Here is a 26059-nt window from a genome sequence, read left to right as displayed (position 1 = left end):
CTCGTCAGCGTCGGAGAAGCCTTGGCCCATTCCCCGACACCTCACGGAGACCCCATGCTGTCCACGAAGTCCGCCGCCGTCGTCAAGACCACGCTGCCCGTCATAGGCGCTGCGATCGGCGACATCACGCCGGTGTTCTACAAGCGCATGTTCGCCGCACATCCGGAGCTCGAACGTGATCTGTTCAATCGGGGCAACCAGGCCCAAGGTGACCAGCAGAGCGCGCTCGCGGGCGCGATCGCGGCGTACGCCACGCTCTTGGTGGCAGACGACGGGCGCGACCCGGTCGAGGTGCTGGCCCGCATCGCCCACAAGCATGCCTCGCTCGGCATCACTGAGGACCAGTACCCGATCGTTCACGAGCACTTGTTCGCCGCGATCATCGAGGTGTTGGGTGACGCGGTCACCGCCGAGGTCGCCAGCGCCTGGGACGAGGTCTATTGGCACATGGCCGGAGCGCTGGTCACCATCGAGAAGGGCCTGTACGCCGAAGCCGGCGTGGCAGACGGTGACGTGTGGCGCACCCTCGTCCTGCGCGAACGTCGTCAGGAGTCGCCGGACACGGTGTCCTTTGTGATCGGCACCGCCGACCACAGCGCGCTGCCGGATGCGCGTCCGGGACAGTACGTGTCGGTCCAGGTGACCCTGCCGGATGGCGCCCGTCAGATCCGCCAGTACAGCCTCACTCGATCTTCCGAGCCCAGCGAGTGGGGAATCTCGGTCAAGGCCGCCCCCATGACTCATGCTGCTGACGGCACCGTCATTCCGGCTGGCGAGGTGTCGAACTTTTTGCACCTCAACTTCTTCGAGGGTGACGAGATCAGGGCTTCGGCTCCCTTCGGCGACCTGGTCGTCGAGGACTCGAACCAGCCGTTGGTCCTCATCTCTGCGGGTATCGGCGCCACCCCGATCATTGGCATCCTTCACTACCTGGCGGGCATCGGCTCGGCCCGCGAAGTGCTGGTGTTGCACGCCGACCGCTCACCGGCGCGGCACGCCCACCGGCAGGAGCTGAAGGAGTTGGTGGCAGCGATGCCGACAGCGTCCCTGCACCGGTGGTACGAGGACCTCGGTGTCCGCCCGACCCGCGACGTCCTCCGGGCCGGACGCGTCGACCTCGGGACGGTGGAGATCCCCACAGACGCGCAGTTCTACCTGTGCGGACCGCTGCCGTTCATGGAGTCCGTGCGCACCAGCCTGATCGAACAGAACGTCCCTGAGACTGACATTCACTACGAGGTCTTCGGCCCCGACAAGTGGTTGGCGTCGGCCTGAGCGGACCTGGAGTCAGCCTCGGGCTCTAGTCTCCTGGGTGAGCGGGTCGGTCCGCGGACGGGCCGTGTCACCAACGAAGCACCAGCAGAGGACGCATCGTGATCGACATCCGGAGCAGTTTCAGCCTTGAAGGACGGGTCGCCGTGGTCACGGGCGGGACCCGCGGTCTCGGGGAGGGTTTCGCGCGGGCCCTTGGCAGTGCGGGGGCCGCGGTGATGCTGCTCGGCCGCGACCGGGATCGCGGTGAGGCCGTCGCCCGGGAACTCACCGAGGAAGGCGTCGACGCGGCATACCTGACGGTTGACGTCACCCAGCCCGATGCGGTGTCCACGGCGCTGGAGGAGACGATCGCCCGGTTCGGGCGATGCGACATCCTCGTCAACAACGCAGGCGCGTGCGTCCATGCGCCGGCACTGGACGTGACGCCGGAGGACTGGCGCAAGGTCATGTCCGTCAACCTCGACGCGGTGTGGACCTGCAGCCAGACCTTCGGCCGGCACTTCGTCCAGCAACGCGCCGGGGTGATCGTCAACATCGGCTCCATGTCCGGACTCATCGTCAACCGGCCGCAGTGGCAGCCGGCCTACAACGCCTCCAAGGCCGCCGTGCACCACCTCACTCGCAGCCTCGCGGCGGAATGGGGCGAGTTCGGCGTGCGCGTCAACGCCCTTGCGCCCGGCTACATCAAGACGGACATGTCGCCGGTGGACGAACCGCGCTTCCGCCAGAACTGGATCGAGGACGCTCCGTTGCGGCGCTACGGAACGGTCGAGGAGCTGGCGCCCGCGGTGGTGTTCCTGGCCAGCGACGCCTCCTCGTTCATCACCGGCTCGGTGCTCGTCGCCGACGGCGGCTACACAGCCTTCTGACTGGCCGGGTTTCTGCTGCAGGCCGGGTGTGATGTGATGCCCGCGTGGCACAAGTCGGACAGCTGGATCGCTTCCAGCGCAAGCACCCGGTCGTGGGGTTCCCCCTTGCCGTCATCTACAAGTTCGTCGACGATCAAGCCGGCTACCTCGTTGGGCTCATCGCCTACTACGCGTTCCTGTCGTTCTTCCCGCTGCTCATCCTCTTCACAACGGCCCTGAGCTTCGTCCTGTCGAACTATGACGACCTGCGGGAGCGAGTGCTCAACTCGGCTCTGTCGGAGATCCCGGTCATCGGAGCGCAGTTGGGCGAGCCACAGACCCTGCGCGGAAGCATCACCGGGATCGTCGTGAGCATCGTCGTCGCGCTCTATGGCGGGCTCGGCGTGGGGCAGGCCTTCCAGTACGCGATGAACACCGTGTGGGGAGTCCCGCGCAACTCTCGACCCAACCCGTTCCGAGCGCGAGGGCGCAGCTTCCTGCTGCTGCTGACGGTCCTGCTCTTCGTCATCCTGACGACAGCGATCTCGATCGTCAGCTCTCGGGCCAGCGACAGCTTCCCTGTGATGACGAGGCCCGTCGTCACGGTGTTGACCTTCGTCGGCACGGCGCTGGTGTTCGCCCTTGGGATGCGCCGTGCCGTGGCGCTCGACCTCTCATTGCGACAGGTCGCCATCGGGGCGATAGGGGCTGCCGCGACGTGGCAGGTGTTGCAGTACTTCGGGGTCGGGCTCGTCGAGTCGGCTGCGCGCTCGCAGTCCGCCACCAACGGCGTGTTCGGCATCGTCATCGGTCTCTTCGCGTTCTTCCACCTGGCCGCGTTCGGGACCGTGCTCTTCGCTGAGGCGGACGTCGTGCGCGAACGCCACCTCTATCCGCGGGCGCTCCTCACGCAGTTCACCGATGACGTCGACCTCACGGACGGTGACCGCCGTGCCTACGCCCAGCAGGCACGGATCGGCCAGTTCAAGGAGTACCAACAGATCGATGTCGACTTCGCGCCGCGCCCGGAGAGCCCCGTTGACCTCACTCCTGGGTCGCCCGCGCCGGCGACCGAGCAACCGAGCCCGCCGGATCCGTCAGCGCGCTGAGTGCCAGCCGGGCAGTGCGCCATGGTGACGTCAGTCCGCCGTCTGCCCGGATTCGTTGGCTCTGCCCAGACTTCGGTGCGCCATGTCGAACGTGGACAGCACTTCGAGGAGGAACTCCGACGCGGCCGCGATGACCTGACCGTGGTCACCCCCGTCCGGTGAGGCGTCGAGGACCTCGGCGAGGACGACGTGGTGGACACTCACGAGATCGAGGAGGCTGACGCCTTGCTCGTCAACGGCCCGGCGCCCGATCTGGTAGCCCAGCGTCAGCGCTGCCTCGCTGCGTTGCGACAGGTAGCGCTGGCAGGCGACTCGGTAGTCGCGCGTCAGGTCGGCCACCTCGCTCATGCCTGCCCTCCAGCGCTTCGGAGTCGCGCGAGGTAAGCCACCCCCTCCTCGAGATCCAAGGCCGTCGGGACCTCGCCCATTCCCATGCCGAGCCGCACCATGGCGAAGGCGACGTCCGGCTGTATCCCCACGATCACGGTGACAGCCCCACGCAGTCGGGCGATGTCGGCGATCGACTGGAGCGTGCGAGAGGCGAAGCTGTCGATGACGTCCAGTGCAGCGACATCGATGATGACGCCTCGCGCGCGGTGCTGACCGATCTGCTGGACGAGGTCGTTCTGGAACCGGACCATCTCGGAGTCGTCCAGGGCAGTGTGGACCGACGCGACGAGGGTGTCACCCTGTCGCAGGATGGAGACGAGTGCCGGTCCGGAGTTCACGAGCCGTCCGTCACCCCCTTGCGAGTGACCGTGTAGCCCAGCAAACGCTCTGCTTCCTCCAGGCCACCCTGGAGGTCTCCGATGGTGTTCATCTTGCTCAGGTCCACGCCGATGGTGACCAAGGTCTGCGCGATGGTGGGGGAGAGCCCGGTGATGATGACGCTGGCGCCCATGAGCCGCGACGCATCCACCGTCTGGACGAGGTGATTCGCGACCGCTTCATCGACCTCGGGTGCACCGGTGATGTCGATGACGACGACTTTGGCACGGTGGGTGCGGATGCCACCCAGCAGCTGACCGGTGAGCTGCTTGGCCCGCTCGCTGTCGAGGACGCCGATGATCGGCAGAATGAGCAGGCGTTCACGCACCGGGAGCACGGGTGTCGACAGCTCGCGGATGGCGTCCTGCTGCTGTCGGATAACGCGTTCGCGCTCATCGACAAAGCTGACGGCCACCGTGTTGGCGATCCGGTTGGCTGCGGGCTCATAGGCATCGAGGACCCGGTTGAGCAGGCCGACGTCACGCTGGTACTTCTCGAACAGCGATCGCGCGAGCACGTCGCGCAGGAGCAGGACGATGCCGACGACCTCGTGGGTCTCGACACCGCGGGGGATGATGCGCTCGGAAAGGTCGCGCGCGTAGTGCTGCAGCGCCTCCACGCTCCCCGTCTCGAGCACCTCGACGTAGTTGTCGTAGACGGAGGTGGTCTCGGCGACCATCTCCTGCGGGGTCATCGCCTCGAGCAGGTGTGCCTCATGGATCCGCGAGGCCCAGTCGTCGCGAAGCTTCGCCCGGTGCTCGCGCAGGTGTGCCACCAGTTGCGGCAGGAGCTGCTGCCCGGGCGGCGACTTGCCCTCTGGGACGAGGATCTCGTCTGAGTTGTGAGCGTCCATGCTCATCCCTTCTTCTCGAACCATTTGGTCATGGTCACGGTCGTGCCCTGGCCGGGCTTGGTGTCGATGCTGAACTCGTCCATCAGTCGACGGGCACCAGGCAGCCCGAGGCCAAGCCCCTTGTTGGTGCTGAACCCGTCCTGCAGTGCGAGGTCGATGTCGGAGATGCCGGGCCCGGTGTCCCTTGCCACGATGCGTATGCCGGTTCGTGGCCTTTCGAGGAGCTCTATCCTCACCTCGCCGTTCGAGGCGAACCGCACGATGTTGCGGGCCACCTCGGAGACCGCAGTGGCCAACAAGGTGAGGTCGGCGCCGGTGAAGCCTGCCCGGACTGCGACCTCTCGAGCGGCCTGACGTGCCGCGACGATGTCGGGGTCGGCGCTGATCGGGACGTGGATCTCGTCCTCACGCACCCGACCACGACCCAGCAGGGGCTCGCTCAGCCGGGCGCACACCTCGCACTCGAGCAGGTGCCGGGCCGCGTCGAGCTCGCCCTGTCGGCGCCGGTCGGCGCTGGAGAGAGCCAACAGCACTGGACGGCATTGTTCCGTGGGTGGCTCGATGCCCTCCAGCGCCAGGACGTACTCGACTCTCAACCGAGCGCGTGTCCGTTTGAGCTGGGCTGCGACGGCTCCGGCCGTGCTGCCGGTCTCGGCGGCCAGTGACTGGGTGGCCTGACCGTTCACCTCGTGGGCCAGCAGGATCTGGCGCTCGCGGTCGGTCAGCTGACCCAGGGCCAGGCTGATCGCCGACTGTTCCTCGGACGCGACGACGAGGTGCTCGGCGTCCTCGGGTTCGCTCGGGTCGTGCATGCGGTGCTGGTTGCGGGCGTCCCGGTCGTTCTTGCGCCACATGGTCGCGATGACGTTGCGCACCGTGGTGATCGCATATGGCGCGAGCATGCCGGGCTGGATTCTCGCCTCCGCCGACAACACCCGAAGCAGGGTCTCCTGAACGATGTCCTCGGCGGCGGGGTGCTGGCCGATGCGGGCACCAACGATCCGCCGCAGCATGGGCAACAGTGCGGCAATGTCCGCCGACTCTGCGACATCCTGTGGCTCGTCGCGGGCGGGCGCCGGGCTCACGTGGGTGACCCTACGCTGGCGTTGGGGTCGTGAGCACCCGCCGTGACCTGCGACTTTGTATGCCGGCCGGGGACAGCGCCGGGGTGCCGACGCCACCCCGCGTGGCGACGTGGCGGCGGGCTCCGGCTCCGGCCACATCAGAGTCTGAACCCGTCAGCCCGAGCCGCGCGTCGGCGCGGTGGGGTGAGTGGCGCGGGTCGGAGGCGACGTTGCTGCCCCGAACAGATCCTCGACATCGCTGCCCTCCAGGGGGTCGACCCATCCCGGAGGTGGAGGTGGGTCATGTGGAAGTGGCTTGAGGTGGATCGACGAATCAGGTCTTCGGCCAGTGGTGGCGGCCATGGTGACTTCCTTGTCGTGGGGGACGGGTGTTCGCTTGTGTTGGGCTGCGCTCCCTGGCACTGCCCAGACCTCGAGCAAGTGCATGAGGTGGACCAGCCCCAGCGCGACGCCGGGCGTGGCCAGGGCGACGGCTTTCACAGCGGGCGGATGACGCTGGTGACGGACCGAGGGCGGCTGGCCCGCGATCCGATGCGACGGCGCGCGGGAGGCAGGACCAGTGCGGGCAACACGGCGAAGCCTGCGACGTCGACGGTGATGCCCATGAGATCCAGCTTCAGTGGGCGGACCACCGCTCGCATGCCGACGGCGTGGCACTCCAGATCCGCAGGCGCGGTGCCCAGCCGACTGTCCACGCCGATGAGGATTCCGTCAGGCTCACGCAACTCGCCGGTGAAGACTCCGGTGACGAAGGTGCCACGGGGCGTGATGACGATGCGCTGCAGCCGCAGGTGACCCTTCAGTTTCCCCAGACGGCCCCTGGGAGAACGGAAGACGCCGGTGAATGTCGTGGCCTCCTCGCCGAAGGAGTGCTCGGACTGGCTGGAGCCTGAGCGGGTGGTGGCATCAGATCTGGGACGGGGTCGGAAGGCGATCACCGTCATCGGGGGCCTCCAGGAGAGATGGGTGTCGGTGGGTGGTGCAAGGCACCAGTGGCGCCCCGGGGGAGAGGGCAGGGGCGCCACTGGCACGGCGGTGTCGGTCAGAGACCGAGACCCGTGAGGAGGCGGTTGAGCAGGGCGGCAAGGCCGCCGAGCGCGCTCCCCGGGCCGTCGAGCAGCCCCGCGATGGCGCAGAGCAGGTTGCCCAGCAGGTTGCCTGCCCCGGGGACTGCGGTGATGTCGAGCGAGATCGCCGACAGGTCGATGACCAACCCGAGCAGGTCCAGGTTGAGCGGCCCGAGATCCAGGGTGAGGATGCGGCACCCGTTGGTTGCGGCCAGGTCCTGGATCGGAGCGGTGAACGTGGTGCCGCCGGTCGGCAGCCCGGTTCCGGTGATCGTGCCGGACAGCTGCAGGACCCCGTTGACCACTGAGGTCGTGAGGTTGCTCAGGGCGCCGGTGAACGCGGTGCCGCCGGGCAGGGTGCCCGTCACTGGCAGCGTGGTGGCGGCTGGCGCAGCGGCGGCGACGGCTTTTGCGGTGGTCGAGGCGGGCGCAGCGCTGGCCGACGCGGCACCGGGGGCGAACCCCAGGGCTCCGGCGAGCAGGACCGCGGTTCCGGTTCCGATGAGCTTGGACTTCAGCATGACGTTCTCCTTTGGTGGGCCCGGTCGGGCTCCATGGCGTTGGTTCCGTCGTGGCGGTCGCCCTGTGGGGGTTGCAGGTCGTTCCGCCACACTGAAGAGAACTCCCGCCACCGGCTCACATGACGCGAAGCGACGGCCCTGGGACCCGGGAAGGTGGCTGCGCGCAGGCGCGACCATGACCGTGTGCGGTCCGCGTCGGGGATGGTGCTCGCGTCATGTGATGAGGTCGGAGGCGTCAGGCTCGTGGACCCGTGGACCTGCTCCCAGACCGTCAGCCGAGACGGGCGCCGGAGGCCGACACTGCGGTGACGTGCTGGGTGGAGACAGCCCGCTCGCACAGCCCGAGGAAGGCGCCGAGAGTCGTGAGCTCGTCGGGCGTGCGCGGCGCAAAGTCCGTGAGCACTGTCGAACGGACAAGGTATGCCGCGTGCTGGGCTCGTGAGACCGCGACGTTGATGCGGTGGCGGTCGAGAAGGAACCCGATGCCGCGGGGGACGTCGGCGTGGGCCGAGGCGGCCATCGACACGATCGCGACGGGGGCTTCTCGCCCCTGAAACTTGTCGACCGTGCCGACCGAGATGTCGACGAACCCGGCGGCGTCGAGGGCGGCGCGCAACGTGCCGACCTGGGCGTTGTAGGGCGTGATGACGAGGATGTCCTCCTGCGTCAGCGGGTGACCCGGGGCGTCGGGCGCGAGTTGCCAGAGGCGGCCGACGTGGTCACGGACGAGGTCGACGACGGCGTCGGCCTCCTCGGGTGACCACTGGGAACGGTCGCGGTGGTCGACCATTCGCACGTGCAGCCCCGGCTCCACGCCGTCGAGCAGGCGTTTGGTGGTGCGGTCCTCGTGGGAGCGCAGCCGACCCTCGTAGGCCAGACGGGACACCGGCTCGGTGAGAGCGGGGTGCATGCGCCAGGTCGTCTCCAGGAAGTAGCCATGGGTCGAAGGCAACACGCGCTCGTCGTCTCGCTCGGCGCGGATGACCCAGCCGAGGGCCGAGGCATCGACCGGCTCAGGGTGCGTGCCCTGCGACACCTGGGGCAGCTGCTGCGGATCACCCAGCAGGAGAAGTCGATCGGCCGACTCGGCGACGGCCAGCGTCTTGGCCAAGGAGTACTGGCCGGCCTCATCGATGACGAGGAGGTCGAGCTGGCCGGGCTGGACCCGCTTGGGATTGGTGAGGTCCCACGCCGTGCCACCAATGACATAGCCCCCCTGTTGCTCGGCTGCAAAACCCGCGAGGTCATCTGCCGAGGCGAGGTTGGTCCAGGTCGGCTCGGCAGCTTCCTTGGTCATCTTGGCGACCTGCTCCGGCTCGACACCAGCAGTGACGACAGCGGCGAGGACGTTCTCGATCGAGGCGTGCGACTGGGCGCACACCCCGACCCGCCACCCGTGATTGCGCACAAGATGGGCGATGACCTGGGACGCGACGTAGGTCTTGCCGGTCCCGGGAGGGCCCTGCACCGACAGCGCCGAGTGGTCGAGGTCCAGCAGGGCGGCCTCGATGGCGCGAACGTAGCGATCGTCGCCCTCCCCGACGACGGGCAGCGCACCACCCGAGCGCAGCCGGGGCGAACGACGCAGCAGCACGTCGACCCCGGCGCCCGCTGGCAGCTCGGGCAGGGACGCCTGCACGCGACGAGCCAGTCGCTCCAGAGCGGCGTCGATGTTGGTGGTCCGGACGATGCCGCCCGGCACGAGGGCAGCGGGTGCGTCGGAGTGCTCGTCACCGTCTTTGGGCATGAGCTCCTCGAGGGTGAGGACCTGGTGCACGCGGCCGTTGGCAGCGATGACGTCATCGGTCTCGAGGACCTTGACCGACGCGGAGGACTTCGCATTGAGGTGGCCGGGCAGGACCTCGACACCCAACGGCGGGGGAGCGGCATAGACGGCCGCGATCTCCGCGCCCGGCGCCAGCAGCACCCCACTCATCGGCTCGCCCTTGACGACGATCGTGCGGCGGGGCCGCTGGCGCGCAGTGGCTTTGTGCCAGTCCTCGACCACCTCGCTGTCGTGGATGAGGAAGACGCCAGGGTCCGACATCCACTCGGTCACGGGCAGGCGCAGCCGGTCGAAGTGCTTCCACCAGAACGGTTTGTCCTCACGGGCGTGGAAGAGGAGCGTCGCTGCCACCATCGCGATCGTCTGCTGCTCGGGGGTGCGGTCCTGTGTCTTGACGCCGTCGATCGTCGAGCGCAACACCCGCTCGAGCTCGAGCAGGGCCAGCCGGGATTCACTCGGCACCTGCGCTGAGATGTCCGCGCCGGGCATGGACCCGTCGCCGACCACCGGTGCGGCTGTCGCGCCGTTGGCCGCGCCGACACCGTCAGCGGATTCGGCCCGACGTGAGAGCAGCCAGTTGCGCAGGAGCAGCGTTGAGACGCAGTCCTCTTCGTTGTAGTTGGCGATGTCCTGGATCTCACGCTCGGCGGTGGCGCGGTCCTCGATCTCGCGGGCGAGGACGAAGCGGTGGTAGGCGACGATCGAGTCGTCACCCTTGGCGACCGCGGCCGTGCGGTCGCCCATGTAGAGGGGTTCGAGCTTCTTGATCGAGTAGGAGCGCTGCGAGACGCGAATCCCCGCTCGCACCACGGCATAGAGGTCGACGAAGACCCCGTCGCGCAGGAACTGGTCGATGTCGTCCTCGCACACCCCATGGCGCGCGGCGAGCCGCAACAACGCCGTCTTCTCGTAGGGCGCGTAGTGATAGACGTGCAGGTCCGGCCACCGCCGCCGGCGCTCGTGGAGATAGGCGACGAAGTCGACGAGCGCCTGCTTCTCCTGCGCTCGGTCATGCGCCCAGAACGTCTCGAACCGCGGCTTCTCGCCCTTGGCCAGATCTACGCCGTCGATCTCGACCAACCCGAACAAGTACTCCAAACCCCAGTCGTGAGAACCTCGCTCGCTCCACAAGGGGTCACCCTCGAAGTCGAAGAAGATGTCACCGTCACTCGGGGGCGGCAGCACACGCAGGGCCGCCGCTGACGTCACCTCGGCCACGACACGACCGTCAGGATCGGCCTCCTGCACCAGCTGCAACCGCGCCTGCTCACGCAGCCGATCGAGGGTCGACTCGCGCACATCCGGCACCGGCTCGGTGCGCACGGCCAGCTGCTCGATCGTCGAAACGCCCGCCTCGAGCAGCCGGCGACGCTGCGGCAACCGCACTCCCGCCACCAGCAGCACGTCACGCGCGGCCTCGGACTCGGCCTCGCACACCTCACACCGACCACACGCCAGCCACCGCGAGTCACCCCACGCAGCCATCCCTGACTCAGCCCGGTGCTCAGTGAGCACAGACTCGAGCCGAGCCCGCCGCGCCGCATAGACCGGAAGGATGTCGTCGAGCAGGTGGTCGGTCGCGGTGCCACTGCCCAGGACCAACCGGGCCACGGGGGCAGTCGGCACGCCTGCGGAACGCAGCTGTGCGGCATACGCCGCGATTTGCAGCAACGCTGGGACGCTCGCGTGCCGCGCGAGCTTGGTGTCGCAGACGAGCCACCCGTCGGGGGTGCGCTCGAGGAAGTCGGCATGCCCGACGAGCCCGCCGTCGAAGAAGGTCGCCTGGAAGACGACATCAGTGTCATCGCCGCCGAGCGTCGCGATGGTCGTGTCGTGCGCAGCCGTGAGGGAGGCGAGATCGTATGCCGGTCGTGGGAACTGCTTGACGCGTCCCGGGTGCGCGGCCGACAGCCTCAACAACTCCTGGCGCTCGTGCGCGTCGCCGAGCTCCTTGAGGCGCTCCATCATCAGCTCCTCGGTCTGCGGCGCCTTGGGCGCGCGACCCAACGTGACGTCGAGCTCGTGGACGAGAGCGAACTCGCACTGGGAGGCGAGGCGCAGGTCGCTCGGGCTGAGGATCAGTCGCCCGTCGTCGCGAAGGAGGAACATGTTTCACACAGTACGGACGGCCCCCGACAGGACCGGTGAGGTCGGGGGCCGTCCGTGGTGGGGCGTGCGTGGTCAGGCGTCAATCACCGGGTCGGCGATCAGACGTCGGCGTGCTCGCGCTCGGTTGCCGGCGCTGCGACGTCACGCTGCGACCGTTGCGAACGCTGCGCAAGGAGTCCGTCGACGCTGAAGCGTCCTGCTCCGGCTGCGGCCAGGGCGAGCGACGCGGCACCGAGGGCACCGACGACCTCCCAGCCGCCCTCGGCGGCGAAGACGCCGCTCCCGAGGTGGGCGAACCAGAAGGCACCGAACATGACGAGGGCGGTGGCGATCCCGGCGACAGTGGTGAACGCTCCGACGAGAAGGGCGATCCCGCCAACGAGTTCGATCGTTCCGGCGAGCCCAGCAGACAGTGTGGGGAGGGGAACGCCCATGCCAGCGAAGCCCTGGGACGTGGCGTCCAGCCCGTTGGTCGCGAGCTTCTGCCAGCCGTGGGCGATGAAGATGACACCGACAACCACGCGGGCGACAGCAAGGGCAAGGTCGTTAAAAGGTTGACGTTTCATCTAACTAGTCAAACAAGGATCGCGACGTATCGCGACCTGAAACAGCCCCTGCAGGCAGATGTTCAGCCCATGCTCAGGTTGCGGCCAGATTCGCTCAGATCCAGGAGGGGAACCACATGAGCCGCAGCCACTGGTCATACGGCACAACCTGCGCCGAATAGATCGGATAGAACCACGCGAACAACGCGATGGTCACGAGGAGATAGCCGCCGACCACGATCGCCCCCCACCGCCGCCGCTCCCGGGTCGCCATTCGCCCGCCGAGCACGAGCCCCACACAGAACGTCAGTCCCAGGATCACCCACGGCTCGAACGCGACCGAATAGAACGCATAGATCGTGCGGTGCTGATACATGAACCACGGCGCATAGCCCGCGAGCATTCCCGCCAGCACCGCGCCCGCGCGCCAATCGCGCCGCACGACCCAGAAGAACGCGCACACCAGCAGGGCCACGATCCCGACCCACCACACCGACACGGTGCCGATCGTGTGGACCGCCTGCGAGCAGGAGTCCACGACGCAGGACCCCTCGCCGCGCTTGGTGCCCTCATAGAAGAACGATGTCGGCCGCGCCTGGATCATCCAGCCCCACGGGTTCGACGAGTAGGAGTGCGGCGTCGACAGTGTGGTGTTGAACTCCCACATGTCCTGGTGGTACTTCACCCAGTTGCGCAGCACCGCCGGCAACCACTGGATGCCCTCGCCGGGATGGAAGGTGTTCCACTGCCGGTGATAGCCGTTGGACGACGCGAACCAGCCCGCCCACGACGCGACATAGACGAACGCGGAGGTCACGACGAGCTGCACCGCGGCATACGGGCCGTCCTTGAACAGTCCTTCGCGGATCCACGGCCGCACGCCCACCGCACGCCGCGCGCCCATGTCCCAGAACACCGTCATCAACCCGAAGACCGCGAGGAAGAACAGGCCCGACCACTTTGTCGAGACGCACAACCCGACCGAGAGCCCCGCAACCCAGCGCCAGGGCCGGACTCCCAGCCATGGTCCCTTCCTGAGGGGTATGCCGGTCGGCTGGCTTCCGACGATCCGCGCCAGTCGCTCGCGGCTCTTGTCGCGATCAACGACCAGCGCTGCGAAGCCCGCCAGCGCGAAGAACGACACGATCATGTCGAGGATGCCGGTGCGTGACATCGCGAAGTGCGTGCCCTCGACCGCCAGCAGCAGGGCCGCGATGCAGCCGAGCAGGGTCGAGCCGAACATGCGCCGCGCCACCCGGCCGACGATGAGGATCGACAGGGTGCCGAGCACGGCGACGGCGAAGCGCCACCCGAACGCGCTCTCGGGCCCGAACAGCCACTCGCCGGCGCCGATGAGCCACTTGCCGACGGGTGGGTGGACGACCATGTCGCCCTGGTCGCTGAAGACGTTGACGTTGCCGGCGTTCCACAGCTTGTCGGCGTCCTCGTTCTTGCCCTCGATGCGCAGCTCGACGCCGTGCTGGATGAGTGACCAGCCCTGCTTGACGTAGTAGGTCTCGTCGAAGACCAGAGCGTGCGGACGGTCGAGGTGCCAGAAGCGGAGGAACCCGCCGATCGCCGCGATGAGCAGCGGACCGACCCAGCCCCAGATCCGGTCCGTGGGACGGGTCCCGAGCAGGCGCTCGCTCAGCTCGTCGGTCCGGGTCACCGGGCCATCGTAGGCAACCCTGCCTGTGAGGAAGCCGTGGGAGGATCCAGGCATGGAGCAGACTCCCGAAGGTGTGCTCGTGTTGGCGGCCACACCCATCGGCGATCCGCGTGATGCTGCGCCGCGCCTCGCCGACGAACTCGCGACCGCTGATGTCATCGCTGCCGAGGACACCCGCCGGCTCCGGCGTCTGTGCCAGGCGCTCGACGTCAACCCGACCGGCAAGGTCGTCAGCTATCACGAACACAACGAGGCGTCGCGGACCGCGGACCTCGTCGAGAGACTCCGCGAGGGCTCTCGCGTTCTCGTCGTGACCGATGCCGGTATGCCGTCCGTCTCGGACCCGGGGTATCGCCTGGTGTCTGCTGCGGTCGGGATCGATATTCGCGTGACGTGTGTTCCTGGGCCGTCTGCGGTGCTGATGGCGCTGGCTGTGTCTGGGCTGCCGGTCGACCGGTTCTGCTTCGAGGGGTTCCTGCCGCGCAAGGGTGGCGAGCGGTTGCGCGCCCTGCGTGGGTTGGCGGCGGAGCAGCGGACGATGGTCTTCTTCGAGGCGCCGCACCGGATCGCCAAGTCGTTGGCCGCGATGGAGGAGGCGTTCGGGGGCGCCCGTCGCGCGGCAGTGTGCCGCGAGCTGACCAAGACCTATGAAGAGGTGCGGCGCGGGTCGCTCGTCGAGTTGGTCGCGTGGGCCGATGACGGGGTGCGCGGTGAGATCACGGTGGTGGTCGCCGGTGCGGCTGCGGTGGCGGGAGACGTCGAGAGCAACCTGACGTCGATCCTCGACCGGGTCGCGGCGGGGGAGCGGCTCAAGGACGTGTGCGCTGACGTCGCCTCGGCAACGGGCCTGTCCAAGTCGACCCTCTACAACGCAGCCCTCGCCGCTCAGAAGCCCTGACCCAGAACTGACGACTTATTGCGCATTCCGACGCTCGTCGCAAGGCTCCTCCGGTCGGAATGCGCAATAAGTCGTCAACGCTTGGTGGGGCAGGTGACGCAGGTCCTTGCGGTGGGTCGCGCCCGGAGACGGGCCGCGAGGATCGGCTGTCCGCACTTCTCGCACATCCCATAGGTGCCCTGAGCGACACGAGCGATTGCGGCCTCGATCTCGACGAGGTGACTGCGCGCCTGCTGGATGAGTGCGCCGACCTGGGACCGCTCGAACGCGATCGTCGCGCCCTCGGGGTCGTGCTCGTCGTCGGCGTTGCTGTCACGCGATGCGTCCACGATCCGGTCGAAGTCGCCGGTCAGCGCGGCCAACCGGTCGAGCGTCCCTTGCCGCTCCTGCTCAAGGACGTCTCTGGTTTCCTTCACGACCGTTTCCTTCACCACCGCATCGTGGCACCGGCCACCGACACGGCGAGCGGACGGCATACGCAGCTCGGTCACCTGTCGGCCCTGTCGGGCACGGTCTATAGGTTGGGAAGATGCAGACACGCAACGTGGGAGACACACAGGTCGGTGCCATCGGCCTCGGCCTGATGACCTTCGACCAGAGCGGGCCCCAACCTCGACAGCAGCTGGTCGACACCGTGCGGGCCGCGCTCGACGCGGGCGTCACCCTCTTCGACACCGCCGACGCCTACGGGCCCGGCGACGAGAAGGGCGCGCAGGCGCAGGGTGAGAACGAGCGGCTCATCGCCTCGATCCTCGACGAGCTCGGGGTGCGCGAGCTCGTGTTCCTCGCCACCAAGGGTGGACATGTGCGCACCGAGGGTGGCGGCTGGGACACCGACAGCTCCGCCGACCATCTGCGTCATGCCGTCGACGCCAGCCTGGGCCGGCTCGGGATCGACCAGATCGCCCTGTGGCAGCACCACCGCCCCGACCCCGACGTGTCCTACGACGAGGTCATCGGCACCCTCAAGGAGATCGCCGACAGCGGCAAGGTCGCCAGGGTCGGTCTGTCCAACGCCGACCCCGACCAGATCCGCGCCGCCCACGCGGTGCTCGGCGACTCACTCGTCAGCGTCCAGAACCAGTTCAGCCCGGCCTTCCTCAGCAGCCGCCCAGAGATCGACGTCTGCGAGGAGTTGGGACTGGCCTTCCTGCCCTGGAGTCCACTCGGCGGCCTCAGTGGTGCCAAGGGCCTCGCCGACACGTTCCCGGCCTTCGCCGAGGTGGCCGATGCGCGCGGGGTCAGCGTGCAGCAGGTCGCCCTCGCGTGGGAGTTGGCGCAGTCGCCCGTGGTCATTCCCATCCCCGGAGCCAAGCGTCCCCAGTCGGTCACCGACTCCGCAGCCGCCGCTGACCTCGAGCTCAGCGAGGACGAGTTGGCCCGGCTCGACGGCTGACGGGGCGGAGCGCGGAGGGAAGCGGACGGCATACGCGTCAGTAACGTGCCTATCTCACACATGAGTTAGGTCTGCCTGAGCGCAGATCGGGTGTTGGCGCGCGGTACCTTTCGTCCATGCCCACGACGACTCTCTCTCCGCGCGGGACCACTGCGCGGGGCACGACGATCGCGCTCAAGCTGCTCATGGCAGTGACTGGCCTGGTCTTCGTTGGATACCTGCTCCTGCACATGTACGGAAACCTCAAGGCTCTCACGGGAGAGGAGGGGTTCAACGAGTACGCAGAGCACCTGCGGTCGTTCGGTGAGCCGATGCTCCCGCACGGCGGCCTCCTCTGGATCGTTCGTGTCGTCCTGATTCTGTCGCTCGTCGGTCACGTGTATGCCGCGTACGCACTCTGGAGTCGCGCCGGCAGCGCTCGCCGCACGAAGTACGCCGCCGTCAAGACGGCCGCAACCTCGAAGTGGATGCGCTGGGGCGGGACGTTCCTCCTCGTCTTCATCGGGTGGCACCTGCTCCACTTCACGATCGTCAAGATCTCGCCCAATGGTGACAAGCAGGGCCCCAACATCACCCAGAATCCCTACCAGCTCGTCGTGGCGAGCTTCCAGGTGTGGTGGATGGTGCTGATCTACGTCGCGGCGATGATCGCGCTCTTTATGCACCTCAAGCACGGCGTCTACAGCGCGCAGCAGACCCTCGGCTGGACCGGGTCGCCCAAGGCGCACGTGCGGGCCAAGACGATCGGTCTCGCCGTCGCGGCGCTCATCGTCGTCGGGTTCCTCATCCCGCCTTTGTCCATCGCATTCGGCCTGCTCGACTGAAGGTGTCACAGAACATGACTAAGAAATCCACGGTCTCGGCTGGTCTGGCTCAAGGCCTGTACACCGAAGGTTCGGCGATCCACGACCACAAGGCACCCGACGGCCCCATCGAGAAGATGTGGACGCGGCGCAAGTTCGAGGCGTCCCTGGTCAACCCGGTGAACCGACGCAAGATGTCGGTCATCATCGTGGGCACCGGACTCGCAGGTGGCGCTGCCGCCGCGACGCTCGGCGAGGCCGGCTACCACGTGAAGTCCTTCTGTTTCCAGGACTCCCCGCGTCGTGCGCACTCGATCGCCGCGCAGGGCGGCATCAATGCCGCCAAGAACTACAAGGAGGACGGCGACTCCGTCCAGCGCCTCTTCTACGACACCGTCAAGGGCGGCGACTACCGCTCGCGCGAGACCAACGTCTATCGCCTGGCCGAGGTCAGCGCCAACATCATCGACCAGTGCGTCGCGCAGGGTGTGCCCTTTGCCCGCGAGTACGGCGGGTTGTTGGACAACCGGTCCTTCGGTGGCGTCCAGGTGTCGCGCACCTTCTATGCCCGTGGCCAGACGGGCCAGCAGCTCCTCATCGGTGCCTACCAGGCGCTCGAGCGTCAGGTCGCCGCCGGGACGGTGGAGCAGTTCACCCGCCACGAGATGCTCGAGGTCATCATTGATGACTCAGCCGGTGAAGGGCAGGGTAGGGCGCGCGGCATCATCGCCCGCGACCTCGTCACCGGTGAGATCGAGACCCACCTCGCTGACGCTGTCGTGCTCGCATCCGGTGGCTACGGCAACGTCTTCTTCCTCTCCACCAACGCCATGGGCTCCAACGTCACCGCGTCCTGGCGTGCGCACCGCAAGGGCGCTCACATGGCCAACCCCTGCTACACGCAGATCCACCCGACCTGCATCCCCGTCTCCGGTGAGCACCAGTCCAAGCTGACGCTCATGTCGGAGTCGCTGCGCAACGACGGTCGCATCTGGGTGCCCAGGAAGCGCGAGGACTGCGACAAGCCGGCCAACGAGATCGCCGAGGCCGACCGCGACTACTACCTGGAGCGGATCTACCCCTCCTTCGGCAACCTCGTGCCCCGCGACATCGCCTCGCGACAGGCCAAGAACGTCTGCGACGAGGGCCGCGGTGTCGGTCCCGTCGTCGGTGACTTCCGTCGCGGCGTCTACCTCGACTTCGCCGACGCCATCAAGCGGCTCGGTCGCGCTGCTGTCGAGGAGAAGTACGGCAACCTCTTCGACATGTACGCCCGGATCACGGGGGAGAACCCCTACGAGACGCCGATGCGCATCTACCCGGCCGTCCACTACGTGATGGGTGGCCTCTGGGTCGACTACGACCTGTCGTCCTCGATCCCCGGCCTGTTCGTCGCCGGTGAGGCCAACTTCTCCGACCACGGCGCCAACCGTCTCGGCGCCTCGGCCCTCATGCAGGGTCTGGCCGACGGCTACTTCGTGCTCCCCAACACGATCCGCGACTACCTCGCGACCGGCTCGCTCGAGCCGCTCACCGAGGACAGCCCGTCCGTCGTGGCTGCCCGCGCCGAGGTGGAGGAACGCACCGAGCGCCTTCTCGCCATCAACGGTGAGCGCAGCGTCGACTCGTTCCACCGCGAGCTCGGCAACATCATGTGGGAGTACTGCGGCATGGAGCGCAGCGAAGAGGGCTTGCTCAAGGCCATCGACCTCATCAAGGGCCTTCGCGCCGAGTTCTGGCGCAACGTCCGCGTGCTCGGCGCCGCCGACACCCTCAACCAGTCCCTCGAGAAGGCCGGCCGAGTCGCCGACTTCCTCGAGCTGGGCGAGCTGATGTGCATCGACGCCCTGCACCGGCGTGAGTCCTGCGGTGGTCACTTCCGGGCCGAGTCGCAGACCGAGGATGGTGAAGCGCTGCGCGTCGACGACGAGTTCGCCTACGTCGCGGCCTGGGAGTTCACGCCCCCCAGCGAGGGAGAGGGGATCGGCGCCGGGATGGGCGCCCCCATCCTCCACAAGGAAGACCTCGTGTACGAGTTCATCGAGCTGAAGCAGCGGAGCTACAAGTGAGCAACATGAACCTGACCCTCAAGATCTGGCGTCAGACCGGCCCCAACGACGCGGGCCGCCTCGTCACCTATCAGGTGTCGGACATCAGCCCCGACATGTCCTTCCTCGAGATGCTCGACGTCCTCAACGAGACGCTCAACGCCCAGGGCGATGAGCCGATCGCGTTCGACAGCGACTGTCGCGAGGGCATCTGCGGCATGTGTGGCCTGATGATCTCCGGCCACGCGCACGGCCCCGAGAAGACGACGACCTGCCAGCTGCACATGCGCTCGTTCAAGGACGGCGACACGATCACCGTCGAGCCGTGGCGCGCCGAGGCGTTCCCGATCATTCGCGACCTCGTCGTCGATCGTGGCTCGCTCGACCGCATGGTCCAGGCCGGTGGCTTCATCTCTGCCAACACGGGTTCGGCCCCCGACGCGCACGCGACGCCTGTCCCCAAGGACAAGGCCGACCGGGCGTTCATGGCAGCCGAATGCATCGGCTGTGGCGCCTGCGTCGCGGCCTGCCCCAACGCCAGCGGCATGCTCTTCCTGGGCGCCAAGATCACCCACCTCGGTGAGCTGCCCCAGGGCCAGCCGGAGCGCGACGCCCGCGTCGTCTCGATGGTCAACCAGCACGACCACGAGGGCTTCGGTGGCTGCACCAACATCGGTGCGTGCTCGCAGGCCTGCCCCAAGGGCATCCCGCAGGACGTCATCAGCCAGCTCAACCTTGACCTGCGCACCGCGCTCAAGAAGGGCCACTGACCCAAGAGTCTGGCCCCGCCAGTCGAGATAGCAAGAAACGCCGTGACCCGTTCGCCGGGGACGGCGTTTCTTACTACCTCGACTTGTTCAGAGCCAACTCAGGTGGTTCTTGAGGAGGGCGTAGCCCACGAACGCCACGACGTCGAGGATCGTGTGTGCCACGACGAGCGGTCCGACCCTTTTGGTGCGGGTGTAGATCCAGCCGAAGATCAGCCCCATGATGGCGTTGCCGACGAACCCACCGAACCCCTGATACAGGTGATAGGAACCACGGATCAGCGCTGAGGACAGCATGATTCGCGAGGTTGACCACCCTGCCTGAGACCACCGTGTGAAGAGGTAGCCGATCATCACGACCTCCTCCAGCACGGCGTTCTGGGCCGCCGCGAGGATCAGCACGGGCACCGCCCACCACACGTCTGCGAGGTTCGCTGCAGCGATGGTGGTGTTGAGGTCGAGAGCCTTCGCGACGGCATACAGTCCGAGTCCAGGAATCCCGACAAGAGCGGCAAGACCGAGCCCGCGCACCACGTCTCGCGTCGGCTCCGTCCAGTCCCAGCCGATCGCAAAGCGTGCCTGCACGTCACTGCGCGAGAGCAAGTGCAGCACCAGGATCACCGGGACAAGCGCGAGCCCGATGCCGACGAGCTGGTAGACGAAGTCGAGCCATGGCCGGTCAGGCGTGACCGATGAGTTCATCGCCGTCGTCTGCGACCCGAGGGGCGGGCCAGCCGTGAGCTTGCGGACCAGCGAGAGGGCGCTCCAGATCGCCGACGCCCCGAGCGAGACACCCAGGACGAGCCACGTCTCGGCCAGCAGGTCGCGTCGAGTCAGCGCTCGTTGCTCGACCGTTGCCTCCATGGAACGCAGCCTAGGCAGCGAACGTGGACGTCCGCTGGACGCCCGTTGTCACAGGCGTTCAGTATGCCGGTCCGGACCGCTGCCTTCGAGTCGCCTCTTCTTCCACTTGCGGACCTTGAGCCACATCCACACGAGCAGCCACGCGAGCCCGATCAGCGCAAAGATGACGAGGATCGGGATGAAGATCGCGACGAGCGAGAGCCCCAACGAAGCGCCGTCCTCGGCGGTGGACACCACGGGTGCACCGGCACCGAGCGTCCCGGCGTTGATCGCGGGACGGGCGGCCATCTTGCCCGAGTGGACGAGCCCCGACACGACGATGCCGAGGACCACGCCGACCCACGGGTTGTCACCCATCCAGGTCGACTTGTCGATGTCCTCGGCCGCTGTGGTTGCCGCGAAGATCAGTCCGCCCATGCTCGGTCGGATGAACGTCTGGATCGCATCGTTGATCGTGTCGATGGCCGGGATCTTGTCGAGGACGAGCTCGGTGAGGAGCAGGAGCCCGCCGACGGCGATCGCCCACGGTGACTCGATCCACGAGAAGCTCGAGGGCAGGGTGATGACGTCGGTGAATCGTGCGATGAGCGCGACAATCATGAACGGGATGTAGGCATTGAGCCCTGCAGCGGCGGAGAGCCCCATGCCGGTGAGTGCGGCGATCACCTGTCAACCTCCTGGGAGACGTGCGCTGACCTGCGACGTCGAACTGTGTCCTGCGCGGACGGCACGCACCGTCCAGGACATGTCTACTCGATGCCGCGGCGACACATTCGCTTCACGCGCAGGTCACTCGCACAGGTGAGGGTCGGGAGGCCGTGACCACACGGCATACCCCCATCTGCTTGTGAGGAGCACGTCCCCATGTCCCGACTGGCCCACGTTGCCCGTCTTGCCCTCAGCCTGCGCGTCGTTGCCGCGACGTTCGCCAGCCTCGGCCTCATGTTCACTCTCGCACCGGTGGGGGAGGCCGCTCCGCGTCCCGATGTCGCCAACATCGCCCACCGCGGCTCGTCGGGCGCCGCGCCCGAGAACACGATCGCTGCCATCCGCCTCGGGCTCTCCCAGGGCGCCGATGTCATCGAGAACGACATCCAGCGCACCAAGGACGGCCAACTCGTCATCCTCCACGACGCGAGCCTGGCTCGGACGACCGATGTCGAAGAGGTCTTCCCGGGCCGTCTGAGCTATGACGTCGGCACGTTCACCCTCGCCGAGGTCAAGCAGCTCGACGCCGGGTCGTGGTTCGCACCGCGGTTCGCAGGGGAGCGCGTCCCGACGCTGCGCGAGTGGGTCGCAGCGGTCGGCCAGCGCGCCGGCATGCTCATGGAGGCCAAGCTGCCCGAGCGCTACCCCGGCATCGAGCAGGACATCGACAAGGAGCTGCGCTCGATGGGCGAGTTCCAGCGGGCGGTCAAGGGTGGCCGCGTGACCATGCAGTCGTTCAACCACGTATGGCTGCGTTCCTACGCCGACCTCGCACCCGATGTGACCGTGGGTCTGCTGTTCGGCACGCGCCCCACCGAGGTCGACCTGACCCTCGCCGCCCACTGGGCCGACGAGGTCAACCCGGCACTCGGTGTCGTCCAGGAGTCCGACATCGCCCGGATCCACCAGCTCGGTCTCGAGACCAACGTGTGGACCGTCAACGGTGGGCAGGACATGCAGCGCGCCATCCGCTGGGGCGTGGACGGCATCATCACGAACTACCCGCAGGTCCTCGAGGAGATCCTGCGCGGCTGAGAGCGGTGTATGCCGTGTGTGCTGCACAGCGCGCGTCCAGTCGCGCGCTGTGCAGCACCGTCGGCCCGAAAGACCGGGTGGGGGAGCAGGTGGGCGCGTGCGGCACAGTTGGGGTGGCCGAAGCCCACTCTCGAGGAGCCCGCGTTGTCGACTCACCTCACTGTCACCCGCACCGAGCAGCTGACCCCGCGTCTGACGCGGGTGTGGTTCCACAGCGATGACCTCTCTGCGTTCGAGGGCAGCGACTCGACCGACCGCTACGTGAAGCTCGTCTTTCCCAAGGCGGGGGTCGACTACCCGGAGCCGCTCGACATGAGGGCCCTGCGTGGGGTGATCGCGCCCGAGGACATGCCGGTGGTGCGGACCTACACGGCGCTCTTTCCTGACGTCGCGGCCGGCACGCTTGCCATCGACTTCGTCATTCACGGCGACGAGGGAGTCGCTGGTCCCTGGGCCGCAGCCGCGCAGCCGGACGACACCCTTCTTGCCAACGGCCCGGGAGGCGGCTACCGGCCTGATCCCGAGGCCGACTGGCACCTGCTCGCGGGCGACGAGTCCGCGATCCCCGCGATCACTGCGGCTCTGGCTGACCTCCCCGCCGATGCGGTGGCCCGTGTCGTGATGCTCGTCGACAGTGCCGAGCACGAGCTGGACGTGGCCCGCCCGTCCGGCGCCGAGCTGACCTTCGTGCATCGCAAGGCCGGGGGAGACCTCGTCGAGTCGGTGCGTGCGCTGGAGTGGCCGGAGGGTCGCGTCCACGCGTTCATCCACGGAGAGGGCAACGCGGTCATGCACGGGATCAGGCCCTACCTGTTGCGCGAGCGGGGGCTCGACCGCGAACACGTGTCGATCTCGGGCTACTGGCGCCTGGGCCGCACCGAGGAGGGCTTCCGCGACTGGAAGTCCGAGCTCGCCGCAGCCGAGAGCGCAACCTGAGCGGACGGCATACCCAAAGCGGTTTGCGAACCGGAACGTGCAAAACGAGGTTGCGTGCGCCGCCTAGGATTCAACAGTGACCAAAATCCTCAGCGCTGTCGCCTGGCCGTACGCCAACGGTCCGCGCCACCTCGGCCACGTGGCCGGGTTCGGTGTGCCCTCCGACGTGTTCAGCCGCTACATGCGAATGGCCGGCCACGACGTGCTCATGGTCAGTGGCTCCGACGAGCACGGCACTCCGATCCTCGTCCTCGCCGATCAGCAGGGTGTGACGCCGCAGGAGCTCGTCGACAAGAACCACGCGATCATCGCGGGCGAACTCGCCGACCTCGGCTGCAGCTACGACCTCTACACGCGCACGACGACGGCCAACCACTACTCCGTCGCACAGGAGCTCTTCAAGCAGGTCCACGCCAACGGCTACATGATCGAGCAGACGACTCGTGGCGCGATCAGCCCGAGCACCGGTCGCACCCTGCCCGACCGCTACATCGAGGGCACCTGCCCGATCTGTGGCTACACCGAGGCGCGCGGCGACCAGTGCGACAACTGCGGCAACCAGCTCGAGCCGACCGATCTCATCGACCCGAAGTCCAAGATCAATGGCGAGACACCGGAATTCATCGAGACGCAGCACTTCTTCCTCGACCTGCCGGCGCTCGCCGACGCGCTGCAGGAATGGCTCGAGGGTCGCGAGGCCAGTGGCACGTGGCGTCCCAACGTCATCAAGTTCAGCCTCAACATCCTTGAGGAGATCCGTCCACGCGCGATGACTCGCGACATCGACTGGGGCATCCCTGTCCCGCTCGAGGGCTGGGAGGACCAGAGCGCGAAGCGTCTCTATGTCTGGTTCGACGCCGTGATCGGCTACCTGTCCGCGTCGGTCGAGTGGGCACGACGCCAGGGCGACGCCGAACGCTGGCGCGAATGGTGGAACGACCCCGAAGCGCTCAGCTACTACTTCATGGGCAAGGACAACATCACCTTCCACTCCCAGATCTGGCCCGCAGAACTTCTTGCGTATGCCGGCCGTGGCAGTCGCGGAGGAGAGGCCGGTTCGTTCGGTGTTCTGAACCTGCCGACCGAGGTCGTGAGCAGCGAGTTTCTCACGATGGAGGGCAAGCAGTTCAGCTCCAGCCGGGGGCACATCATCGCCATCCGCGACGTCCTGGAGCGTTATGGCCCCGACCCGATCCGCTACTTCATCTGCGCGGCCGGTCCGGAGAACCAGGACAGCAACTTCACTTGGGCCGAGTTCGTGCAGCGCAACAACTCCGAGCTGGTCGCCGGCTGGGGCAACCTCGTCAACCGCACGGGCGCGATGATCGCCAAGAACTTCGGCGAGATCCCGCAGCCCGGGACGCTCGAGCCGGTCGACGAGGCGGTGCGAGCCGCGACGCTCGCGGCCTTCGACACCGTGGGCGACCTGCTCGCCAAGCAGCGCATCAAGGCTGCGGTCAGCGAGGCCATGCGGGCGGTGGGCGACGTCAACAAGTACGTCACCGACACCGAGCCCTTCAAGCTCAAGGGCGACGACCAGCGCGAACGCCTCGCGACGGTCCTGCACACGCTCATCCAGTGTGTCAGCGACCTCAACACGATCCTCGCCCCGTTCCTGCCACACGCCTCCAACCGGGTGCACGCCTTCATCGGTGGCGAGGGTGAGTTCAGCCCGATGCCGGTCATCGAGGAGGTCACCGGGCTCGACGAGGCTGACAAGGACCGCACCTACCCGATCATCACCGGCGACTACAGCGCGTCCCCGCGGTGGGAGTCGCGTCCCGTGACCGTCGGTACGCCGATCGCCAAGCCCACGGGTGTCTTCGTCAAGCTCGACGAGGCCGTCGTTGATGAGGAGCTCGCGCGGCTCCAGCAGTCGTGACTGGGCTCGCGTCGAACTCGACAACCCCGTCGAGTTCGACGAGTTCGACGAGTTCGACGAGCCAGACAAGAGGGGTCCCCGGCCTGCCCGACCCACTTCCCATCGCGGTTGTCGACAACCACACGCACCTCGACATCGAGCGTGAGGGGCACCCTGTCGACATCGCTGACGCCCTTGCCAGGGCCAGGGCAGTCGGTGTCGACCGGGTCGTCCAGATCGGTTGCGACCTCCCGGGGGCCCGCGCCACCATCGAGATGATCGACACGCATCCGGCAATGCTCGGTGGCGTCGCTCTGCATCCCAACGAGGTGCCCGGCCTCGCTGACAGCGGCAGTCTCGACGCGGCATACGCCGAGATCGAGGAACTGGCCGGGCACCCCAGGGTGCGGGTCATCGGGGAGACCGGGCTCGACTACTACCGGACCGGCCCCGAGGGTCACGGCGCGCAGCACGCCAGCTTCCGATGGCACATCGACCTGGCCAAGCGCCTTGGCAAGGCGTTGCAGATCCACGACCGAGACGCGCACGCCGACGTGCTGCGCATTCTCGAGGAGGAGGGAGCGCCGGAATCGACTGTGCTGCACTGCTTTTCGGGTGATCTGTCGATGGCTCAGGAATGCGTGGAGCGTGGCTACTACCTGTCCTTTGCGGGCACCGTGACCTTCAAGAACGCCCATGGGTTGCGGGACGCACTCTCCGTGACGCCGCTGGATCGCCTGCTCGTCGAGACCGATGCGCCCTACCTCACGCCGCACCCGTGGCGAGGCTCCGTCAACGCCCCTCACCTCGTGCCGCTCACCGTGCGCGCGATGGCGGCCACGTTGGGGGTGGCGGTGCCCACGCTCTGTGAAGCGCTGTCCGAGAACTCGGAACGCGTCTACGGCCCCTGGTGACGCGTCGCGCTGCACACCTGTCACACATGTCCCAGCCGTGACACCCTTGGGCCATCTCACCGTTACCAAAATTTGACCTTTGCCTTGTTTCTGGTCATGGTTGATGGGTTGGCCGGAGCTGGGCTCCGGGCGAAGGCAGGGGCGAGGACGCCGGCGGTGACGCCTGGCGACCCTCGCTCTCCTGTTGTCGGGAC

At 67.5% G+C, this 26059-nt stretch carries 24 protein-coding genes; 12 read left to right on the top strand and 12 right to left on the bottom strand.

Annotated elements, in window-relative coordinates; translation table 11 throughout:
- Positions 1-54 precede the first annotated feature (54 nt).
- The 3 genes from V6K52_RS16200 to V6K52_RS16190 all read left to right on the top strand — a co-directional run bounded on the left by V6K52_RS16200 (position 55) and on the right by V6K52_RS16190 (position 3232).
- On the top strand, positions 55-1275 hold the full coding sequence (locus tag V6K52_RS16200; RefSeq protein WP_353951150.1) for a globin domain-containing protein: 1221 nt from the start codon (positions 55-57) through the stop codon (positions 1273-1275).
- A gap of 98 nt (positions 1276-1373) precedes the next feature.
- On the top strand, positions 1374-2144 hold the full coding sequence (locus V6K52_RS16195) for a glucose 1-dehydrogenase (RefSeq protein ID WP_353951149.1): 771 nt from the start codon (positions 1374-1376) through the stop codon (positions 2142-2144).
- Positions 2145-2188: 44 nt separating this feature from the next.
- A complete protein-coding gene (locus tag V6K52_RS16190; protein WP_353951148.1) occupies positions 2189-3232 on the top strand; it encodes a YhjD/YihY/BrkB family envelope integrity protein in 1044 nt (347 codons plus the stop codon).
- Between the two features lie 30 nt (positions 3233-3262).
- Here V6K52_RS16190 and V6K52_RS16185 read toward each other — a convergent pair whose 3' ends face one another.
- The 9 genes from V6K52_RS16185 to V6K52_RS16145 form a co-directional block, all read right to left on the bottom strand.
- Positions 3263-3580, bottom strand: a complete 318-nt coding sequence (locus tag V6K52_RS16185) for a phosphatase RsbU N-terminal domain-containing protein (protein ID WP_353951147.1) — start codon at positions 3578-3580, stop codon at positions 3263-3265.
- Entirely contained in the window at positions 3577-3960 is a 384-nt protein-coding gene (locus tag V6K52_RS16180) for an STAS domain-containing protein (RefSeq protein WP_353951146.1), read from the bottom strand. The genes V6K52_RS16185 and V6K52_RS16180 overlap by 4 nt, the downstream gene beginning before the upstream one ends.
- Positions 3957-4853, bottom strand: coding sequence for an STAS domain-containing protein (locus tag V6K52_RS16175; RefSeq protein ID WP_353951145.1), 897 nt, complete (start codon positions 4851-4853; stop codon positions 3957-3959). The genes V6K52_RS16180 and V6K52_RS16175 overlap by 4 nt, the downstream gene beginning before the upstream one ends.
- 2 nt (positions 4854-4855) lie before the next feature.
- Complete coding sequence (locus V6K52_RS16170; protein ID WP_353951144.1) at positions 4856-5938, bottom strand: sigma-70 family RNA polymerase sigma factor; 1083 nt, start codon at positions 5936-5938, stop codon at positions 4856-4858.
- Between the two features lie 476 nt (positions 5939-6414).
- On the bottom strand, positions 6415-6882 hold the full coding sequence (locus V6K52_RS16165; RefSeq protein ID WP_353951143.1) for a hypothetical protein: 468 nt from the start codon (positions 6880-6882) through the stop codon (positions 6415-6417).
- A gap of 98 nt (positions 6883-6980) precedes the next feature.
- Positions 6981-7526, bottom strand: coding sequence for an ABC transporter substrate-binding protein (locus V6K52_RS16160; RefSeq protein ID WP_353951142.1), 546 nt, complete (start codon positions 7524-7526; stop codon positions 6981-6983).
- Positions 7527-7797: 271 nt separating this feature from the next.
- The gene (locus tag V6K52_RS16155; protein WP_353951141.1) at positions 7798-11421 is read right to left on the bottom strand and encodes a TM0106 family RecB-like putative nuclease; all 3624 of its coding nucleotides are present in this window, start codon (positions 11419-11421) and stop codon (positions 7798-7800) included.
- 98 nt (positions 11422-11519) lie between these two features.
- Positions 11520-11987 (bottom strand): DoxX family protein, encoded by a 468-nt coding sequence (locus V6K52_RS16150; RefSeq protein WP_353951140.1) that lies wholly within the window; start codon positions 11985-11987, stop codon positions 11520-11522.
- 94 nt (positions 11988-12081) lie between these two features.
- Positions 12082-13635 carry a phospholipid carrier-dependent glycosyltransferase gene (locus V6K52_RS16145; RefSeq protein ID WP_353951139.1) on the bottom strand — a complete coding sequence of 518 codons (1554 nt, stop codon included), beginning with the start codon at positions 13633-13635 and terminating at the stop codon, positions 12082-12084.
- Positions 13636-13687: 52 nt separating this feature from the next.
- On the opposite strand from V6K52_RS16145, the gene rsmI reads away from it, so the two are divergent.
- On the top strand, positions 13688-14533 hold the full coding sequence (gene rsmI, locus V6K52_RS16140) for a 16S rRNA (cytidine(1402)-2'-O)-methyltransferase (RefSeq protein WP_353951138.1): 846 nt from the start codon (positions 13688-13690) through the stop codon (positions 14531-14533).
- 74 nt (positions 14534-14607) lie between these two features.
- Here rsmI and V6K52_RS16135 read toward each other — a convergent pair whose 3' ends face one another.
- Positions 14608-14949, bottom strand: a complete 342-nt coding sequence (locus V6K52_RS16135; protein ID WP_353951137.1) for a TraR/DksA C4-type zinc finger protein — start codon at positions 14947-14949, stop codon at positions 14608-14610.
- Positions 14950-15062: 113 nt separating this feature from the next.
- Between V6K52_RS16135 and V6K52_RS16130 the strand changes: the two genes are divergently transcribed.
- The 4 genes from V6K52_RS16130 (at position 15063) to V6K52_RS16115 (ending at position 19550) form a co-directional block, all read left to right on the top strand.
- The gene (locus tag V6K52_RS16130; RefSeq protein WP_353951136.1) at positions 15063-15929 is read left to right on the top strand and encodes an aldo/keto reductase; all 867 of its coding nucleotides are present in this window, start codon (positions 15063-15065) and stop codon (positions 15927-15929) included.
- A 116-nt stretch (positions 15930-16045) separates the two neighbouring features.
- Positions 16046-16753 carry a succinate dehydrogenase cytochrome b subunit gene (locus V6K52_RS16125; protein WP_353951135.1) on the top strand — a complete coding sequence of 236 codons (708 nt, stop codon included), beginning with the start codon at positions 16046-16048 and terminating at the stop codon, positions 16751-16753.
- Positions 16754-16767: 14 nt separating this feature from the next.
- Positions 16768-18801, top strand: coding sequence for a fumarate reductase/succinate dehydrogenase flavoprotein subunit (locus V6K52_RS16120; RefSeq protein WP_353951134.1), 2034 nt, complete (start codon positions 16768-16770; stop codon positions 18799-18801).
- 5 nt (positions 18802-18806) lie between these two features.
- Complete coding sequence (locus V6K52_RS16115) at positions 18807-19550, top strand: succinate dehydrogenase/fumarate reductase iron-sulfur subunit (protein ID WP_353953791.1); 744 nt, start codon at positions 18807-18809, stop codon at positions 19548-19550.
- An 87-nt stretch (positions 19551-19637) separates the two neighbouring features.
- On the opposite strand, the gene V6K52_RS16110 is transcribed toward V6K52_RS16115, so the two are convergent.
- Both V6K52_RS16110 and V6K52_RS16105 read right to left on the bottom strand, forming a co-directional pair.
- Positions 19638-20411, bottom strand: a complete 774-nt coding sequence (locus V6K52_RS16110; RefSeq protein WP_353951133.1) for a CPBP family intramembrane glutamic endopeptidase — start codon at positions 20409-20411, stop codon at positions 19638-19640.
- Between the two features lie 48 nt (positions 20412-20459).
- Positions 20460-21077 carry a DUF4126 domain-containing protein gene (locus V6K52_RS16105; protein ID WP_353951132.1) on the bottom strand — a complete coding sequence of 206 codons (618 nt, stop codon included), beginning with the start codon at positions 21075-21077 and terminating at the stop codon, positions 20460-20462.
- Positions 21078-21275: 198 nt separating this feature from the next.
- Here V6K52_RS16105 and V6K52_RS16100 point away from each other — a divergent pair, with 198 nt between their 5' ends.
- The 4 genes from V6K52_RS16100 to V6K52_RS16085 all read left to right on the top strand — a co-directional run bounded on the left by V6K52_RS16100 (position 21276) and on the right by V6K52_RS16085 (position 25865).
- Positions 21276-22154 (top strand): glycerophosphodiester phosphodiesterase family protein, encoded by an 879-nt coding sequence (locus tag V6K52_RS16100; RefSeq protein WP_353951131.1) that lies wholly within the window; start codon positions 21276-21278, stop codon positions 22152-22154.
- 144 nt (positions 22155-22298) lie between these two features.
- Positions 22299-23090: a siderophore-interacting protein gene (locus tag V6K52_RS16095; protein ID WP_353951130.1), complete on the top strand. Its 792-nt coding sequence runs from the start codon at positions 22299-22301 to the stop codon at positions 23088-23090.
- A gap of 76 nt (positions 23091-23166) precedes the next feature.
- Positions 23167-24972, top strand: coding sequence for a methionine--tRNA ligase (gene metG, locus V6K52_RS16090; protein ID WP_353951129.1), 1806 nt, complete (start codon positions 23167-23169; stop codon positions 24970-24972).
- A gap of 83 nt (positions 24973-25055) precedes the next feature.
- Positions 25056-25865 carry a TatD family hydrolase gene (locus V6K52_RS16085; RefSeq protein ID WP_353953790.1) on the top strand — a complete coding sequence of 270 codons (810 nt, stop codon included), beginning with the start codon at positions 25056-25058 and terminating at the stop codon, positions 25863-25865.
- Positions 25866-26059 lie beyond the last annotated feature (194 nt).

Origin of the sequence: Knoellia sp. S7-12, assembly GCF_040518285.1 — a bacterium.
Taxonomy (GTDB): domain Bacteria; phylum Actinomycetota; class Actinomycetes; order Actinomycetales; family Dermatophilaceae; genus Knoellia.
This window is presented reverse-complemented; position numbering and strand designations above follow the sequence as displayed.